At 51.6% G+C, this 13,944-nt stretch carries 14 protein-coding genes and 1 tRNA gene; 9 read left to right on the top strand and 6 right to left on the bottom strand.

Annotated features, from left to right (window positions below):
• The first annotated feature begins 78 nt into the window (after positions 1–78).
• Positions 79–552: a DUF4293 domain-containing protein gene (locus BM030_RS05490; protein WP_090971988.1), complete on the top strand. Its 474-nt coding sequence runs from the start codon at positions 79–81 to the stop codon at positions 550–552.
• A 4-nt stretch (positions 553–556) separates the two neighbouring features.
• Here BM030_RS05490 and BM030_RS05495 read toward each other — a convergent pair whose 3' ends face one another.
• Positions 557–1,093, bottom strand: a complete 537-nt coding sequence (locus BM030_RS05495) for a tetratricopeptide repeat protein (protein WP_090971989.1) — start codon at positions 1,091–1,093, stop codon at positions 557–559.
• A gap of 110 nt (positions 1,094–1,203) precedes the next feature.
• Between BM030_RS05495 and ung the strand changes: the two genes are divergently transcribed.
• On the top strand, positions 1,204–1,875 hold the full coding sequence (gene ung, locus BM030_RS05500; protein ID WP_090971991.1) for a uracil-DNA glycosylase: 672 nt from the start codon (positions 1,204–1,206) through the stop codon (positions 1,873–1,875).
• Between the two features lie 2 nt (positions 1,876–1,877).
• On the opposite strand, the gene BM030_RS05505 is transcribed toward ung, so the two are convergent.
• Positions 1,878–2,348 (bottom strand): Lrp/AsnC family transcriptional regulator, encoded by a 471-nt coding sequence (locus BM030_RS05505; protein WP_090971993.1) that lies wholly within the window; start codon positions 2,346–2,348, stop codon positions 1,878–1,880.
• A gap of 283 nt (positions 2,349–2,631) precedes the next feature.
• Here BM030_RS05505 and sufB point away from each other — a divergent pair, with 283 nt between their 5' ends.
• The 3 genes from sufB to sufD are packed head-to-tail and all read left to right on the top strand — an operon-like array spanning position 2,632 to position 6,206.
• On the top strand, positions 2,632–4,083 hold the full coding sequence (sufB, locus tag BM030_RS05510) for a Fe-S cluster assembly protein SufB (RefSeq protein ID WP_090971996.1): 1,452 nt from the start codon (positions 2,632–2,634) through the stop codon (positions 4,081–4,083).
• A 30-nt stretch (positions 4,084–4,113) separates the two neighbouring features.
• Positions 4,114–4,878: a Fe-S cluster assembly ATPase SufC gene (sufC, locus tag BM030_RS05515; protein ID WP_090971999.1), complete on the top strand. Its 765-nt coding sequence runs from the start codon at positions 4,114–4,116 to the stop codon at positions 4,876–4,878.
• Between the two features lie 17 nt (positions 4,879–4,895).
• Positions 4,896–6,206 carry a Fe-S cluster assembly protein SufD gene (sufD, locus tag BM030_RS05520; RefSeq protein WP_090972235.1) on the top strand — a complete coding sequence of 437 codons (1,311 nt, stop codon included), beginning with the start codon at positions 4,896–4,898 and terminating at the stop codon, positions 6,204–6,206.
• Positions 6,207–6,214: 8 nt separating this feature from the next.
• Here the strand turns inward: sufD and BM030_RS05525 are convergent.
• Together BM030_RS05525 and BM030_RS05530 are read right to left on the bottom strand one after the other, a co-directional pair.
• A tRNA-Gly gene (locus tag BM030_RS05525) sits at positions 6,215–6,287 on the bottom strand.
• A 36-nt stretch (positions 6,288–6,323) separates the two neighbouring features.
• A complete protein-coding gene (locus BM030_RS05530; RefSeq protein ID WP_090972001.1) occupies positions 6,324–7,868 on the bottom strand; it encodes an NAD(P)/FAD-dependent oxidoreductase in 1,545 nt (514 codons plus the stop codon).
• Positions 7,869–7,967: 99 nt separating this feature from the next.
• Here BM030_RS05530 and BM030_RS05535 point away from each other — a divergent pair, with 99 nt between their 5' ends.
• The 4 genes from BM030_RS05535 (at position 7,968) to BM030_RS05550 (ending at position 11,150) form a co-directional block, all read left to right on the top strand.
• Positions 7,968–8,549 (top strand): LemA family protein, encoded by a 582-nt coding sequence (locus BM030_RS05535; RefSeq protein ID WP_090972237.1) that lies wholly within the window; start codon positions 7,968–7,970, stop codon positions 8,547–8,549.
• A gap of 42 nt (positions 8,550–8,591) precedes the next feature.
• A complete protein-coding gene (locus tag BM030_RS05540) occupies positions 8,592–9,029 on the top strand; it encodes a TPM domain-containing protein (RefSeq protein ID WP_090972004.1) in 438 nt (145 codons plus the stop codon).
• Positions 9,016–9,807, top strand: coding sequence for a TPM domain-containing protein (locus BM030_RS05545; RefSeq protein WP_090972007.1), 792 nt, complete (start codon positions 9,016–9,018; stop codon positions 9,805–9,807). The genes BM030_RS05540 and BM030_RS05545 overlap by 14 nt, the downstream gene beginning before the upstream one ends.
• Positions 9,808–10,019: 212 nt before the next feature.
• The gene (locus BM030_RS05550; protein ID WP_170845639.1) at positions 10,020–11,150 is read left to right on the top strand and encodes a TlpA disulfide reductase family protein; all 1,131 of its coding nucleotides are present in this window, start codon (positions 10,020–10,022) and stop codon (positions 11,148–11,150) included.
• Positions 11,151–11,224: 74 nt separating this feature from the next.
• Here the strand turns inward: BM030_RS05550 and pfkA are convergent, their stop codons facing one another.
• Both pfkA and BM030_RS05560 read right to left on the bottom strand, forming a co-directional pair.
• Positions 11,225–12,202 carry a 6-phosphofructokinase gene (gene pfkA, locus BM030_RS05555; protein WP_090972011.1) on the bottom strand — a complete coding sequence of 326 codons (978 nt, stop codon included), beginning with the start codon at positions 12,200–12,202 and terminating at the stop codon, positions 11,225–11,227.
• Between the two features lie 20 nt (positions 12,203–12,222).
• Positions 12,223–13,917, bottom strand: coding sequence for a protein-disulfide reductase DsbD family protein (locus BM030_RS05560; protein WP_170845640.1), 1,695 nt, complete (start codon positions 13,915–13,917; stop codon positions 12,223–12,225).
• Positions 13,918–13,944 lie beyond the last annotated feature (27 nt).

A 13,944-nucleotide genomic window follows, 5' to 3' on the forward strand; every position in this document is an offset into this window, starting at 1 on the left:
CCTACTTTTCGCCAGATGGGTTTGTTTTTATAGCCTACTTTGGCTAAGTTTGCGCTAAATGCATAGAAAGACAACCGCATGATTCAGCGCATCCAAAGTATCTGGCTTTTTTTAGCGTCGGCAACGATTTTTGCCTTGTTCCTCTTCCCCTATCTGCAATATGCCGATTTCGGAGGTATGGGTAAGGCATTGAAGGTTACGGGCGTGTACTATGGCCTGGAAGGGCAGGCCATCCGCGAAAAGTTTTTTATCCTGCAAACGGTAGCGACGGTACTGCTCGGCGCTTTTCCACTCTTTATCCTCTTCAGGTTCCGTAACCGCAAGCAGCAGATCCAGTTGGTTCTATTGGAAATTGTGCTTTTGCTGCTGTTTGGCGTATGGCTTTATGTTACAGCGAGCACGGTCTTGACGGGAGCTAACCAGTTCCTTTCGGCGAGGAACATCGGGGTAGGCTTTTTCTTGCTGCCCATCAGCATCATTTTCTTGTTGATGGCCCTGGGTGGTATCCGTAAAGATGAACGGCTTATCAAGTCGGCAGACCGGCTGCGATAATTTTTTACCGATACCTGATCTGTTGGCGATCCATCAGGCCCATCTGGTCTTTCATCAGCTTGATTTGGTCAGCCAATAATTTGTTTTTATCCGCCCGTTTCGCCTCCTGCAAATATTTGGTAGCCTCCCGTTTGTTCCGTTTTGCCATGGCGATGCCGGCAAGGCTGAGCTTCGCCAGCGCTACGTTATGGCTCATGTGCAGGCCGAGAGAAAGGGCTTTCTTGAAGTATTTTTCCGATTGCATGGGCGACTTCTGCGATTCCATAAGCCCCAGGAGCAGGTGGTAATACCCGTGCTGGGCCCGGATAAGTTGCTTTTCATAATTCGTGATCCGCGCTAACCACTGGGCCGCTTTGGCCATGTTTTCTTTGCGGAGATAGAACTGCGCAATCAGCATATTTTCGTTGAAGAAAACGGTCAGAAACGCGATGAGTGTAAGTAGAATCCCAAGAATGCCCCAGCCCCATTCACCATAGAAAAACAGGGCGACAGTGCCGATAAGGATTAGCGAAGATATGATGATTCGAACCAGGTTAGACATGCGATATGATTTAATTCCCGATGTGTTAAATAACCGTGCAAATATCCGTTAATTTGAGCGCTTTAACAACTGGTAAGGCTATATTTTACAATAAAGTGTACTTTTGTGATATGAGCATACAAATGGAAAGCGGCTGGAAGACGATTCTGGAACCTGAATTTGAAAAACCCTATATGCAGGCGCTCAAACGTTTTCTCCAGACTGAAAAAAAACAACATGCTGTATTTCCTCCGGGAAGCCTCATTTTCAATGCCTTTAATCATACCCCTTTTGATCAGGTGAAGGTGGTAATCCTGGGGCAGGATCCCTACCATAACGTGGGGCAGGCACACGGGCTGTCCTTTTCGGTGCCCCGGGGCGTAGCCATTCCGCCGTCGCTGCGTAATATGTATGTTGAATTGCACGCGGACATTCCCCGATTCCGGATTCCGGACCATGGCGATCTGACCGAGTGGGCGAACCGTGGGGTGTTATTGCTTAACGCGACGCTAACGGTGAGGGCACATGAGGCGGGTTCGCATCAGGGCAAAGGCTGGGAAGTGTTTACCGACAAGGCTATCGCGGAGCTATCTGCTCGAAGAACCGGCATAGTATTCTTGCTTTGGGGCCGGTATGCTAAAAACAAGGCGGCCCTTATCGACCATCGTAAGCATCACATTCTTACCGCTGCGCATCCCTCGCCCCTCTCGGCACACAATGGCTTTTTCGGGTGCAAGCACTTTTCCAGGGCCAATGGCTTTCTGGAGGCACAGCGGCAGAACCCGATTGACTGGCAGGTATAGGGTCAGTATTCCATCGGAACGATGGGTTCCTTTTTGCTGGTAGACATGATCATCATGGTCTGGAATGTTTTCACGTAAGGGATTTTACTGATTTTCTCCATGATGACAGCCTCATAGGCTTTGATGTCTTTCACATATACTTTCAGGATAAAATCACATTGCCCCGTTACATGGTGGCATTCCGTTACCTCTTTGATGTTTTTTACCGCTTCTACAAACGCCGGGATGGCGTTGTGTGTGTGGAAATCGAGCGATACCTGAATAAACGACTTGATGCCCAAACCGAGCTTCTCTTCATCAACAAATGCATGATAGCTTTTGATATAGCCCGAGTTTTCGAGCTTTCGCACCCGCTCTAATGTGGGTGCAGGCGAAAGTCCGATACTGGACGCCAGTTGCAGATTGGTAATTCGACCATTTTCCTGCAATAACTTAAGGATTTTAAAGTCTGTCTTGTCGGGTTGGAACGGCATGTGTTATCGTATTTTAACCAAATTATATTTGGCAATAATACGATTTATTTTCCAAATAATTTGTGCCAAGGCGTTGTTTGGCGGACCGCTTTTGGCGGGTATTTGCATTGCAGACCGCAGCGACCTCATTATCACTACTTTGTAAAAATATGAAAGGAAATACCTTTCAACCAAAGGAATAGCCGAAATATGCGAGGTTTATTGCCACTTAAATCGTACCTTTGCAGTTCTAAAGTTCGAAGGTAGCTTGTCTACTTGGTTTTACACGTTGTGAAGGTGTGTTATGAGTACAAAAGACGATGAATTGCTAAGAGAGCTGGCGCTCGAAGAATATAAATACGGATTCACCACGGATATTGAAATGGATATAGCCCCAAAGGGGCTTACTGAAGATACCGTGCGGTTGATTTCGGCCAAGAAAAATGAACCGGAGTGGTTGCTGGAATGGCGGTTGAAAGCCCTGCGGCACTTTTTCAAGATGGAGATGCCTGCCTGGCAGAATTTTGAGCATCCTGAAGTGGATTTCCAGGACATTTCCTATTACGCCGCGCCGAAGGCTAAGCCAAAGCTGAACAGCCTTGATGAAGTGGATCCTGAATTGCTTTCTACTTTTGAGAAGCTGGGCATTCCGTTGGATGAGCAGAAAGTGTTGGCCGGTGTGGTGGCAGTAGATGCGGTGTTTGATAGTGTGTCGGTAAAAACCACATTCAGAGAAAAGCTGAAAGAGCAAGGTGTTATTTTCTGCTCGTTCGGCGAAGCTGTACAAGAGCACCCGGAGTTGGTAAAGCAGTACCTGGGCACGGTGGTGCCGCAGACCGATAATATTTATGCGGCACTGAATTCGGCGGTGTTTTCAGACGGTTCGTTTGTGTATATACCGAAGGGAGTGCGCTGCCCGATGGAGCTTTCGACCTATTTCCGCATCAATGCAGAAAATACCGGGCAGTTTGAGCGCACACTGATTATTGCCGATGAAGGCGCTTATGTAAGTTATCTTGAGGGGTGTACCGCGCCCATGCGTGACGAGAACCAGCTACACGCCGCCGTGGTGGAACTGGTGGCGCTTAAAGATGCTGAAATCAAATACTCTACCGTACAGAACTGGTATCCCGGCGACAAAGATGGCAAAGGCGGTATTTATAATTTCGTGACCAAGCGCGGCTTGTGCAAAGGCGATAACAGCAAGATATCCTGGACACAGGTAGAAACCGGTTCGGCCATTACGTGGAAGTATCCGGGCGTTATCCTGAAGGGTGATCACTCCGTCGGCGAGTTTTATTCGGTAGCGCTTACCCGCAACCGGCAGTTGGCCGATACGGGCACCAAGATGGTTCACCTGGGAAAAAACACACGCAGCAAAATCGTGTCCAAAGGGATTTCAGCCGGGGTAAGCCACAACAGTTACCGGGGGCTGGTCAAAATCGGGCCGGGTGCAGAAAATGCACGTAATTTCACGCAGTGCGATTCATTGCTGATTGGCGATCGCTGCGGCGCCCATACGTTTCCGTATATCGAGAGCCGGAACAAGACCGCCACGTTGGAGCATGAAGCGACCACGTCCAAAATCGGTGAAGACCAACTGTTTTACCTGACGCAGCGCGGCATTGACCCAGAAAAAGCGGTAGGTCTTATTGTCAATGGCTACGCGAAGGAAGTATTGAATCAACTGCCCATGGAGTTTGCCGTGGAAGCACAGAAACTATTGGCCATATCCCTCGAAGGCAGCGTGGGGTAACGGATAAGTATATAAAAGAGTAAAGTAACCATGTTAAGTATACGGAATTTACACGCATCAGTAGAAGATAAAGCAATATTAAAAGGCTTAGACCTGGAGGTGAAGGCGGGCGAAGTGCACGCCATCATGGGGCCCAATGGCTCCGGAAAAAGCACGTTGGGAAACGTGCTGGCTGGCAGGGAATCGTACGAGGTTACCGAAGGAGAGGTACTGCTGGATGGGAAAGATCTGTTGGATTTGGCACCCGAAGACCGGGCACGGGAAGGTGTTTTCTTGGCGTTCCAGTATCCGGTGGAAATACCGGGGGTGTCCAACATCAACTTCCTTAAAACGGCGCTGAATGAAATACGGGAATATAAAGGTTTGCCGCCTATGGAAGCCCGGGATTTTCTGAATAGGGTCAAGGAAAAGCAGAAATTAGTGGAGTTTGATGCTAAGCTGGCTAACCGTTCGTTGAACGAAGGCTTTTCCGGCGGTGAGAAGAAGCGTAACGAGATTTTTCAGCTGGCTATGCTGGATCCTAAGTTGGCTATTCTTGACGAGACGGATTCAGGGCTGGATATCGATGCGCTGCGCATTGTAGCCCGGGGCGTCAACCAATTGCGGTCCAAAGACAACGCGTTTATCGTGATTACCCACTACCAACGGCTACTGGAGTATATCGTGCCCGATTTCGTGCATGTCTTGTACAACGGCCGTATCGTGCGGTCCGGTACCAAAGAGCTGGCATTGGAGCTGGAAGAGAAGGGATACGATTGGATTAAGGAAACGGTTGATGCCGAAGGAGCGGTTTGAACAACCAAACAGACATCATGATTACACAAGTAAGCGACTCACTATATACTCAGTTAGTAAAAACCTACGAAGGAAACCTGCCTACATCGGAGCCGCATTCGCTCGATGAAATCCGTCGGCAGGCTTTTGATCGGTTCAAAAGCCAGGGATTCCCCACAGTGAAGCGAGAAGACTGGAAATACACCAACGTGCAGCCGCTGGTAGGGCGGGGTTACGCCTTTGAAGCTGAGCCTGCTGCGCTTGATGAAGCAACCATCGAAGCGGCGGCAATTCCCGGTCTCGACGCCTACCGCGTGGTGCTGGTGGACGGTATATACCGGGCCGATCTGTCTACCGCGAAAGACGTGCCGGGCTTATCCGTTATGCCTATCACGGAAGCGTTTGAGCGGCTCTGTTTTGCCAAGTATTTCTCAGAATACGCCGATAAAACAGACAACCCTTTCGTAGCGCTTAACACAGCGCTGTTCACCCAAGGTTTATTTATTGAAGTGGGCAAGAACCAGCAGCTGGACAAGCCCATACACATCATACACGTGGCGGTTACTGATCGACCGCTGTTTACCCAGGTGCGCAACCTGTATGTGATGAGTACGTTTGCAGAAGCAGAGATTATTGAGTCATTCGTCACCCAAACCGGGGCCGATCATAATCTCAACAACGTGGTCAGCGAGCTGGTGGTGCGTGAGAATGCCAAATTGCAGCATTACTACCTTCAACTTGGTAGCGCACAGAGCCACTACCTGACACATACGGAAATTTATCAGGAAAAGCACAGTTTATATAACCATTACAACTGCACATTTCCCGGGGCCACTTTTGTGCGCAACAATATCAATGTGCGTTTAGGCGATAGCGAGGTGGAGAGCCATCTGTATGGTGTGACGCTGACAGCCGAAAACCAGTTTGTAGACAACCATACCATCGTTGACCACCTTAAACCCCATTGCGAGAGCTACGAATGGTATAAAAACATTACACAGGATACCTCTACCGCTGTGTTCAACGGTAAGATCTTCGTGCGCCAAGATGCACAGAAGACCAATGCCTTTCAGCAGAACAATAATATGCTTATCGGCGAGAAATCGGCGGTGTACACCAAGCCGCAGTTGGAGATTTTCGCTGACGATGTAAAATGCAGTCATGGATGTACCATTGGCCAGTTTGACAACGAAGCGCTGTTCTACTTGCGCGCCCGGGGTATCAGCGAAGCCCAGGCACGTGTACTGCTGGTGCATGCATTTGCGTTTGACGTTACAAGCCGCTTCGCCAATACCACGGTGAGGGCATACGTAGAGCACCTTGTTGAAAAGGGGTTGAAGGTCGGTTAAAAAAACAGAGCGAAAGACGAGGCTCGAACTCGCGACCCTCAGCTTGGGAAGCTGATGCTCTACCAACTGAGCTACTTTCGCTTGGTAAACACAAAGTAAAGTGATCCTTTTGAATTTTCAAAGCGGTATTGCGTCGGCGCAATTCATCCCATCAATGGCGGCCGATACGATGCCTCCGGCATATCCAGCCCCTTCGCCACAGGGATAAAGGCCTGTTAGTTGGGGGTGCTGCAGGGTCAGCTTATCGCGGGGAATGCGGATGGGCGACGACGTGCGCGACTCCACCCCTACCAGGATAGCTTCATTGGTAAAATACCCTTTCATCTTTTTACCGAACAACGGCAACGCCTGTTTCAGGGCGTCGTGTATAAACGGGGGCAAGACCTCTGAAAGCGGTGCGCTGCGGGTGCCCGGCTTATAGGAGTTGATGGGCAGGGTGTCTGACAGCTTGCCGTGGACGAAATCTACCATCCGCTGGGCCGGAGCCACCAAGCGCCCCCCGCCTATCACATCAGCGCGCTCCTCCACTTCATGCTGAAAGTCTAACATGGCAAAGGGATAACGGGCGGTTTGCGGTACATCGGAAAGATTAACCTGCACCACTGTTCCGGAATTGGCAAACGGGTTATTGCGCTTGGAGGGAGACCAGCCATTGACCACCACTTCGCCTTTATCTGTGGCACAGGGGGCAATGATGCCGCCGGGGCACATGCAGAATGAGAATACACCCCGGGCGCCTACCTGTTCTACCAGGCTGTAATAAGCTGGCGGAAGGTGCGGATCCCGCACGGCACAGTGGTATTGGGCCTGGTCGATGATTTCCTGTGGATGCTCAATGCGTACACCCAGCGCAAAAGGCTTTGGCTCCACCAGCCAGCCTTTGCGGTGAAACAGCTCAAAGAGATCCCGGGCAGAATGCCCCGTAGCGAGGATCACATCATCCGCGGTGATAGAGGCGCCGTTGGCCAGTTTAACGCCGCGGACACGCCCGAAGCTTTCGAGGATATCTATTACCCGGCTGTTAAAATGGATTTCACCGCCCTGATTAAGAATGGTGTGGCGGATGGCCTGGATGATATGCGGTAGTTTGTTGGTGCCGATGTGTGGCCTTGCATCCACGAGGATATCTTCCGTGGCACCGTGAGCAACCAGTACCTGCAGCACGTGCTGTACATCACCCCGCTTGTTGGAGCGGGTATATAACTTGCCATCGGAATAGGTGCCTGCTCCACCTTCACCAAAGCAATAGTTGGAGTCCGGATTTACGATGCCTTCTTTATTCAGCCGGGCCAGGTCGCGGCGCCTTTCCTGCACGTTTTTTCCGCGCTCCACGATGATGGGGCGCAGTCCTTTTTCGAGGCAGCGTAGTGCGGCAAAGAGACCTGCCGGGCCGGCGCCAACGATAACGACGGGCTTGCCGCCTGCAACATTGGCATAGCGTACATTGTAGATATCAGGCGTTGGAGCTTCATCGATGAAGAAGATGACACGAATACGGAACACCACCTGTTTCTTGCTCCGCGCATCGATAGATCGCTTGCGTATTTTCAGTCCTTTGACGCGGGAGGGCGCGATTTTCAGCTGCTCGGCTCCCTTATGGATAATATGGGCTTCATCGGCAATGTGCTCGGGAAGGACGCTTAATTCAATCTCGTGTTGCATGAAATTATGTCGGGTTTTTATCCCGAAGTGTAACAAAGGTATGAATTTTGCCATCAAAGTGCTACATTAGTCGCAACAATGCATTTAAACTCAATCATCATGAAAAGAAGATTATTCGTTGCAGTGGTGGGCCTGCTTGCCGCCTTTTCGTTCAGTTCGTGCGGTTACAACACCATGGTTGACCTCGAGGAAAACGTTAAAAGCAAATGGGCGCAGGTAGAAAATGCCTACCAACGGCGTGCGGATTTGATACCTAACTTGGTCAATACGGTGAAAGGCGCTGCCAATTTCGAGCAGGAGACGCTTACGCAGGTTATCGAGGCCAGGGCCAAAGCAACGTCGGTGACGGTCGACCCGGAAAATTTAACACCGGAAGCTATACAGCAGTTCCAGCAGTCGCAAGATGCTTTGTCGCAATCGCTGGGCCGCTTGTTGGTCAGTGTTGAGCGTTACCCTGAGCTGAAAGCCAATCAGAATTTCCTGGAACTGCAAGCGCAATTGGAAGGTACGGAAAACCGTATCAGCACAGAACGGCGGGCTTTCAATGAGGCTACGCAGCAATACAATTCGGCGGTTCGGCGGTTCCCGAACAACATTATGGCTGGCATCTTCGGATTCAAGCAAAAGGGATACTTTACGGCCGAAGCAGGAGCAGAGCGCGCGCCTGAAGTGCAGTTTTAATAAGAGGTGAATGGTATCAGGTATGCGTGAGAGACGGTAACTATGGAGCAATTTACAGAAGAACAACAGGAGCGGATTGTGCTGGCTATCCAGGCGGCGGAAGCCCGTACTTCGGGCGAGATCCGCTTGGTAGTGGAGCTACGGTGTAAGGGTGAACCGCTGGACAGGGCGGCGGAGTATTTCCGGCAGTTGGGCATGGATCAAACTGCTCAGCATAATGGCGTGCTCATTTATATCGCAACGGAAGATCATCAATTCGCTATCATCGGCGACCAAGGCATCAATGCCCGAGTTCCCGGCGATTTTTGGGAAGAAACCAAGGAACTGATGGTGCAGCATTTTAAGCGGGGCGATCTGGTGCAAGGGCTCATAGAAGGGATAAACCATGCCGGAGAACAACTTCATCAGCTTTTCCCGAGGGAAGCGGATGATGTGAATGAATTACCCAATGATATTGTCTTCGGTAATGATAAAGACTAAATTTTCACTCCTGATAACCTTTTTGTTGCTGTGCGTGTCGTTTGGGCGGGCACAGGATTTCCCACCTACACCGAACCGATTGGTCAACGACTATACCAACACGCTGACAACCGCGGAGGTGGAACGCCTGGAGCGAAAGCTGGTGGCCTTTGATGACAGTACCTCCACTCAGATTGCGGTGGTACTGATGCAATCGACCGGCTCCTATGACATTGCGGACTACGGCGTGCGGCTGGCACAGCGATGGGGCATCGGCGGCAAGGAAAACGACAACGGCATCTTACTGCTCGTGGCGCTGGGCGACAGGGCAGTGACCATCCAAACCGGCTATGGGGTGGAAGGCGCCGTGCCCGACGCTATTGCGTACCGTATCATTGAGAATGAAATAAAACCGCCTTTCCGGCAGGGCGACTACTTTTCCGGCATTGACAGGGCTACGGACGCGCTGATAGCTTATACCAAAGGGGAGTATAAAGCTGCCCCGAGGAGAAAGGGCGAAGGTGGCGGTGGTATTGTGCTGCTCATTATCATCATCTTCATTATTATAGCCCTCTTCAGCCGTGGAGGGGGGCGCGGCGGCGGTAAGGTGCTGGGTGGCCGGGGTGCTTCCGACGTGTTTTGGTGGACGCTTCTCAGCGGTATGGGCCGAGGTGGCCGTGGCGGCGGTTTTGGTGGTGGCTTTGGCGGCGGCAGCGGCGGTTTCGGTGGTGGTTTCGGCGGTTTCGGCGGTTTCGGCGGAGGCGGTTTCGGTGGCGGGGGTGCCAGCGGCCGGTGGTAATGGCATAGAAAATTAGACCGTCTGGCTGGCGGGTACGTTGCCCGGGCTGTGTTTACCGCAACGGCGCTGGTCTGCTGCGACTTCCGTAAAAATGTGTTTATAAATGACCCCGTTCCATAAAAATATGGCATATTTGCGGTTACAGCAAATTTGCACAAACCGGATGTGAACCCGTCGTAAGTGACGGTTTCATGCCGGCAAATAAATTACAGATGAAGAAAGCGGTTTTGATAGTGATGGCGGCGTTGCCTGTTGTGGGTTTCGGCCAAGAGGATTTTACGATTACAGGCAAGGTTGGGGCACTCAATGCGCCGGCCATGGCTTACCTGAGTTATCGCACGGAGGCGGGGGCGGTATTGGACTCTGCAACGGTATCCCGCGGGGCGTTTAAGTTTAATGGCAGTGTGGCCACGCCATCCCGCGCGCTGGTACTGCTCGCCCATAAAGGCGAAGACGTGCGGGGGATGGAAGATCCCGACCGGGTGGAGATTTACCTGGAGAAAGGAGCTATCCGGATTTCGGCGAAGGATTCTTTAGTGAACGCTACCGTAAAGGGAAGAAAGGTGAATAAAGACTTTGCCGTTTACCAGAAGCAACGGAGCGCCCCGCTCGCAAAGATGGAACAGCTCATGTCCCGCTATGCCGGTGCTACCGATGAGCAAAAGCAGGATCCGGATTTTATAGGGGGCCTGCAAACCGAAGCCATGGCAATACAGAGCGAACAGAAAGCTATTGATTTTGCCTTTATCCGAGACAATCCCGGCAGTGTGGTGAGCCTTGATCTGCTTATGCCTTATGTTGGATCGGAACCCACGGCAGACGTGGTGGAACCTGCGTTTAACCGTTTGTCAGCTGCCCTGAAGAATTCAGAAAAAGGGAAAGCCATCAGTGCGCAGCTGGAGCAGCTTAAGCGAATCGATATCGGCGCCGTAGCCCCTGATTTTACACAGCCTGACACGGCGGGCAATCCAATAGCGTTGTCGTCGTTGCGAGGCAAATATGTATTGATCGATTTCTGGGCAAGCTGGTGTGGTCCATGCCGGCAAGAAAACCCTAATGTCGTAGCGGCTTACCATACGTTCAAAGACAAGAATTTTACGGTTTTCGGTGTGTCGCTGGACCGTCCGGGGCAGAAAGAGAATTGGTTGAAGGCTATTTACAACGACGGCCTGGAAGATTGGCCGCATGTGTCCGAACTGAAGTGGTGGCAGTCTGATGTGGTTAAGCTCTACGCCATCCAGGGCATTCCGGCAAATTTCCTGTTGGATCCGGAGGGGCGCATCATTGCCAAAAACCTCCGTGGCGAGGAACTGCATGCCAAATTAGCCGAAGTACTGGATTAGCGCCCACTAAGTGCGCACAAAAAGGCAGGAGCCTACTTGTGACCCAGTAGTAGGCTCCTGTTGTATTTCAGGGATTATAACGATAGGATATCCACTATCCGGAGCAGGTTTTCATTGATGGCACCGATGTGTTTGATGGCCTTGTTGAAAGGCGTGAATGTCACTTCGCCGTGGATTAAGCCCAGCATTTCGCCGCGACGTCCTTTCAGCAGCGCTTCCACGGCGGCTACGCCGAGGCGGCTGGCCAGCACCCGATCCATACACGTGGGGCTGCCCCCCCGCTGAATATGGCCCAGAATAGACACACGCATATCATAGTGCGGGAAACGCTCCTTGATGCGTTCGGCCACGGCGAAGGCGCCTCCTGCATCGTCCCCTTCAGCTACGATGATAACCCGCGACGCTTTGTTTTTACGGGTGCGGTCAAGCCTGTCCATCATGGCTTCGTAATCTACCTTGATTTCGGGAATGAGCACACACTCTGCGCCCACGCTGATGCCCGAACGCAGGGCAATCAAACCTGAGTCGCGCCCCATCACTTCCACAACAAATACCCGGTCGTGCGACTCCGCTGTGTCGCGTATCTTATCCACCGCGTCGATAACAGTATTGATGGCAGTATCGTAGCCGATGGTAAAGTCGGTTCCCGCCAAGTCGTTGTCGATGGTTCCCGGGAGGCCTACCACGGGAATATTATGTTCTTCGATGAATTTGGCTGCCCCTGTGAACGTGCCGTCGCCACCGATGGCTACCAGCCCTTCTATGCCATGCTTCCGTAAGTTTTCGAATGCACGCTGCCGGCCTTCTACCGTACGGAACTCTTCGCTGCGTGCGGTTTTGAGGATAGTGCCACCGCGTTGGATGATGTTGGCTACGGATTTAGCGTCCATAGGGAAGATATCGCCCTGCACCATGCCGTCGTAGCCCCGGCCTATGCCGAACACGTTCAGGTTGTAGTACAGTCCGGTACGCACTACCGCACGTATAGCTGCATTCATGCCCGGGGCGTCGCCACCGGAAGTAAATACTGCGATGTTTTTGATGTTGCTCATTATATTATAAATGTTTTGCGCTAATTTGCTGATTTTTTTCCGTGGAACACGGTCAATCCGCTATCCAGGAAATCGACATAGTTTTGGATATCCTCGTTATAGGCTTGCGCCGGAACCAGCTGCCGCCCATCCCCGTCAACAATAACATAGTAGGGCTGTGCATTGACGCCGAACCGTGATTGTTGGAGATCAGACCATTTCTGGCCCACCCGGCGGATCTTCTTGCCGCTGAATTCCGAAACGTATTGTTCGTGTGGCTCAAGTGCTGTTCGGTCGTCTACATACAAGGATGCCAGGATATAGTCTTCTTTGAGGCGTTTCAGCACCCGGGGGTCCGGCCAAACGGACTCTTCCATTTTTCTGCAATTTACGCAGCTCCAACCGGTGAAGTCGAGCAGCACCGGCTTGTTTACCTGCCGGGAATAGGCCAAGGCTTGATCATAGTCGTAAAAAGCATCGATGCCATGGGGAGCGTGGAACACATCGGCATATTTCTTGACGATATCTGCGCTGGCTTGCGGTACGGCGGTCGAGTAGCTGGCTTGGTGCAAATTGAAATCCTGTGTAGGCGAGGGCGGCAACCAAGCACTGAGTGCTTTGAGCGGCGCCCCCCACATTCCCGGAACCATGTATACAGTGAAAGACAGCACGGCTATGGCGAAAAACAACCGCGGGATGGAAAGGTAGGGCACATCGCTGTCGTGCGCGAACCGGAGCTTACCCAACAGATATAAGCCAAATAGCCCGAAAATCACAATCCAGATAGCAAGGAACACCTCCCGATCAAGAAGGCCCCAATGGTAGGCCAAATCCACGTTAGAGAGGAATTTAAATGCAAGCGCCAGCTCCAGGAAGCCCAGCGATACTTTTACGGTATTCAGCCATCCGCCTGACTTTGGCATTTCTTTAAGCCACGAAGGGAAAAAGGCAAACAGCATAAAAGGGACGGCAAGTGCCGCTGAAAACCCGAGCATGCCCATTGCGGGACCCATAAGCGTTCCTTTGGATACCGCCTCCACCAGCAGGTAGCCGATGATGGGGCCGGTACACGAAAACGACACAAGGGCCAATGTAAATGCCATGAAAAACAACCCAACCAGTCCGCCCCTATTGGATTTTGCGTCCATTTTGTTGACAAACCGGGAAGGAAGGGTAATTTCGAAGGCACCCAGAAAAGAAATGGCAAAGATGACGATAATGGCAAAGAACAACAGGTTGAACCAGGCGCTGCTTGCCGCCTCGTTGAGCGCAGACGCCCCGAAGACGAGCGTAACCAACATGCCCAGGGCCACATAAATGACGATGATGAACAAGCCGTATAGGAGTGCGTTGATTATCCCTTTGGTCCGTGTGCCGCTTTGCTTGGTAAAAAAGGAAACGGTAAGCGGCACCATCGGATAAATACAGGGCATCAGAAAGGCAGCGAAACCACCGATAAGGCCCGCGATGAAAATTCCCCACAGCGTTCGCTCTTCTTCCGGCGGCATTGTATCGCCTTCCGAGCGTGTTGCGGAATCTTGCGTTACGGAGGTGTCCTGCCCATCGGTGAACACGACGTCGTCGGGCACTTCTATATATTCAGCGGTGGATGTATCCTGCCCGTCGGTAAATTCAACATCATCAAAGCTGAACAAGGTGTCTTGTCCAAAGGCGGTCGGTTCCGCGGCCAAGAATATACCCGTCAATACAAAAACGGCAAGAAAAATGTGCTTCATTGAATCCAATGAGTTAAGGCGAAGCGG

The sequence above is a fragment of the Parapedobacter composti genome, assembly GCF_900112315.1.
Classification (GTDB): Bacteria; Bacteroidota; Bacteroidia; order Sphingobacteriales; family Sphingobacteriaceae; genus Parapedobacter; species Parapedobacter composti.

Excerpts from the sequence above, each read along its gene's own strand:
- BM030_RS05490 (WP_090971988.1), top strand. The coding sequence starts at position 79 with ATGATTCAGCGCATCCAAAGTATCTGGCTTTTTTTAGCGTCGGCAACG.
- BM030_RS05495 (WP_090971989.1), bottom strand. The coding sequence starts at position 1,093 with ATGTCTAACCTGGTTCGAATCATCATATCTTCGCTAATCCTTATCGGC.
- ung (WP_090971991.1), top strand. The coding sequence starts at position 1,204 with ATGAGCATACAAATGGAAAGCGGCTGGAAGACGATTCTGGAACCTGAA.
- BM030_RS05505 (WP_090971993.1), bottom strand. The coding sequence starts at position 2,348 with ATGCCGTTCCAACCCGACAAGACAGACTTTAAAATCCTTAAGTTATTG.
- sufB (WP_090971996.1), top strand. The coding sequence starts at position 2,632 with ATGAGTACAAAAGACGATGAATTGCTAAGAGAGCTGGCGCTCGAAGAA.
- sufC (WP_090971999.1), top strand. The coding sequence starts at position 4,114 with ATGTTAAGTATACGGAATTTACACGCATCAGTAGAAGATAAAGCAATA.
- sufD (WP_090972235.1), top strand. The coding sequence starts at position 4,896 with ATGATTACACAAGTAAGCGACTCACTATATACTCAGTTAGTAAAAACC.
- BM030_RS05530 (WP_090972001.1), bottom strand. The coding sequence starts at position 7,868 with ATGCAACACGAGATTGAATTAAGCGTCCTTCCCGAGCACATTGCCGAT.
- BM030_RS05535 (WP_090972237.1), top strand. The coding sequence starts at position 7,968 with ATGAAAAGAAGATTATTCGTTGCAGTGGTGGGCCTGCTTGCCGCCTTT.
- BM030_RS05540 (WP_090972004.1), top strand. The coding sequence starts at position 8,592 with ATGGAGCAATTTACAGAAGAACAACAGGAGCGGATTGTGCTGGCTATC.
- BM030_RS05545 (WP_090972007.1), top strand. The coding sequence starts at position 9,016 with ATGATAAAGACTAAATTTTCACTCCTGATAACCTTTTTGTTGCTGTGC.
- BM030_RS05550 (WP_170845639.1), top strand. The coding sequence starts at position 10,020 with ATGAAGAAAGCGGTTTTGATAGTGATGGCGGCGTTGCCTGTTGTGGGT.
- pfkA (WP_090972011.1), bottom strand. The coding sequence starts at position 12,202 with ATGAGCAACATCAAAAACATCGCAGTATTTACTTCCGGTGGCGACGCC.
- BM030_RS05560 (WP_170845640.1), bottom strand. The coding sequence starts at position 13,917 with ATGAAGCACATTTTTCTTGCCGTTTTTGTATTGACGGGTATATTCTTG.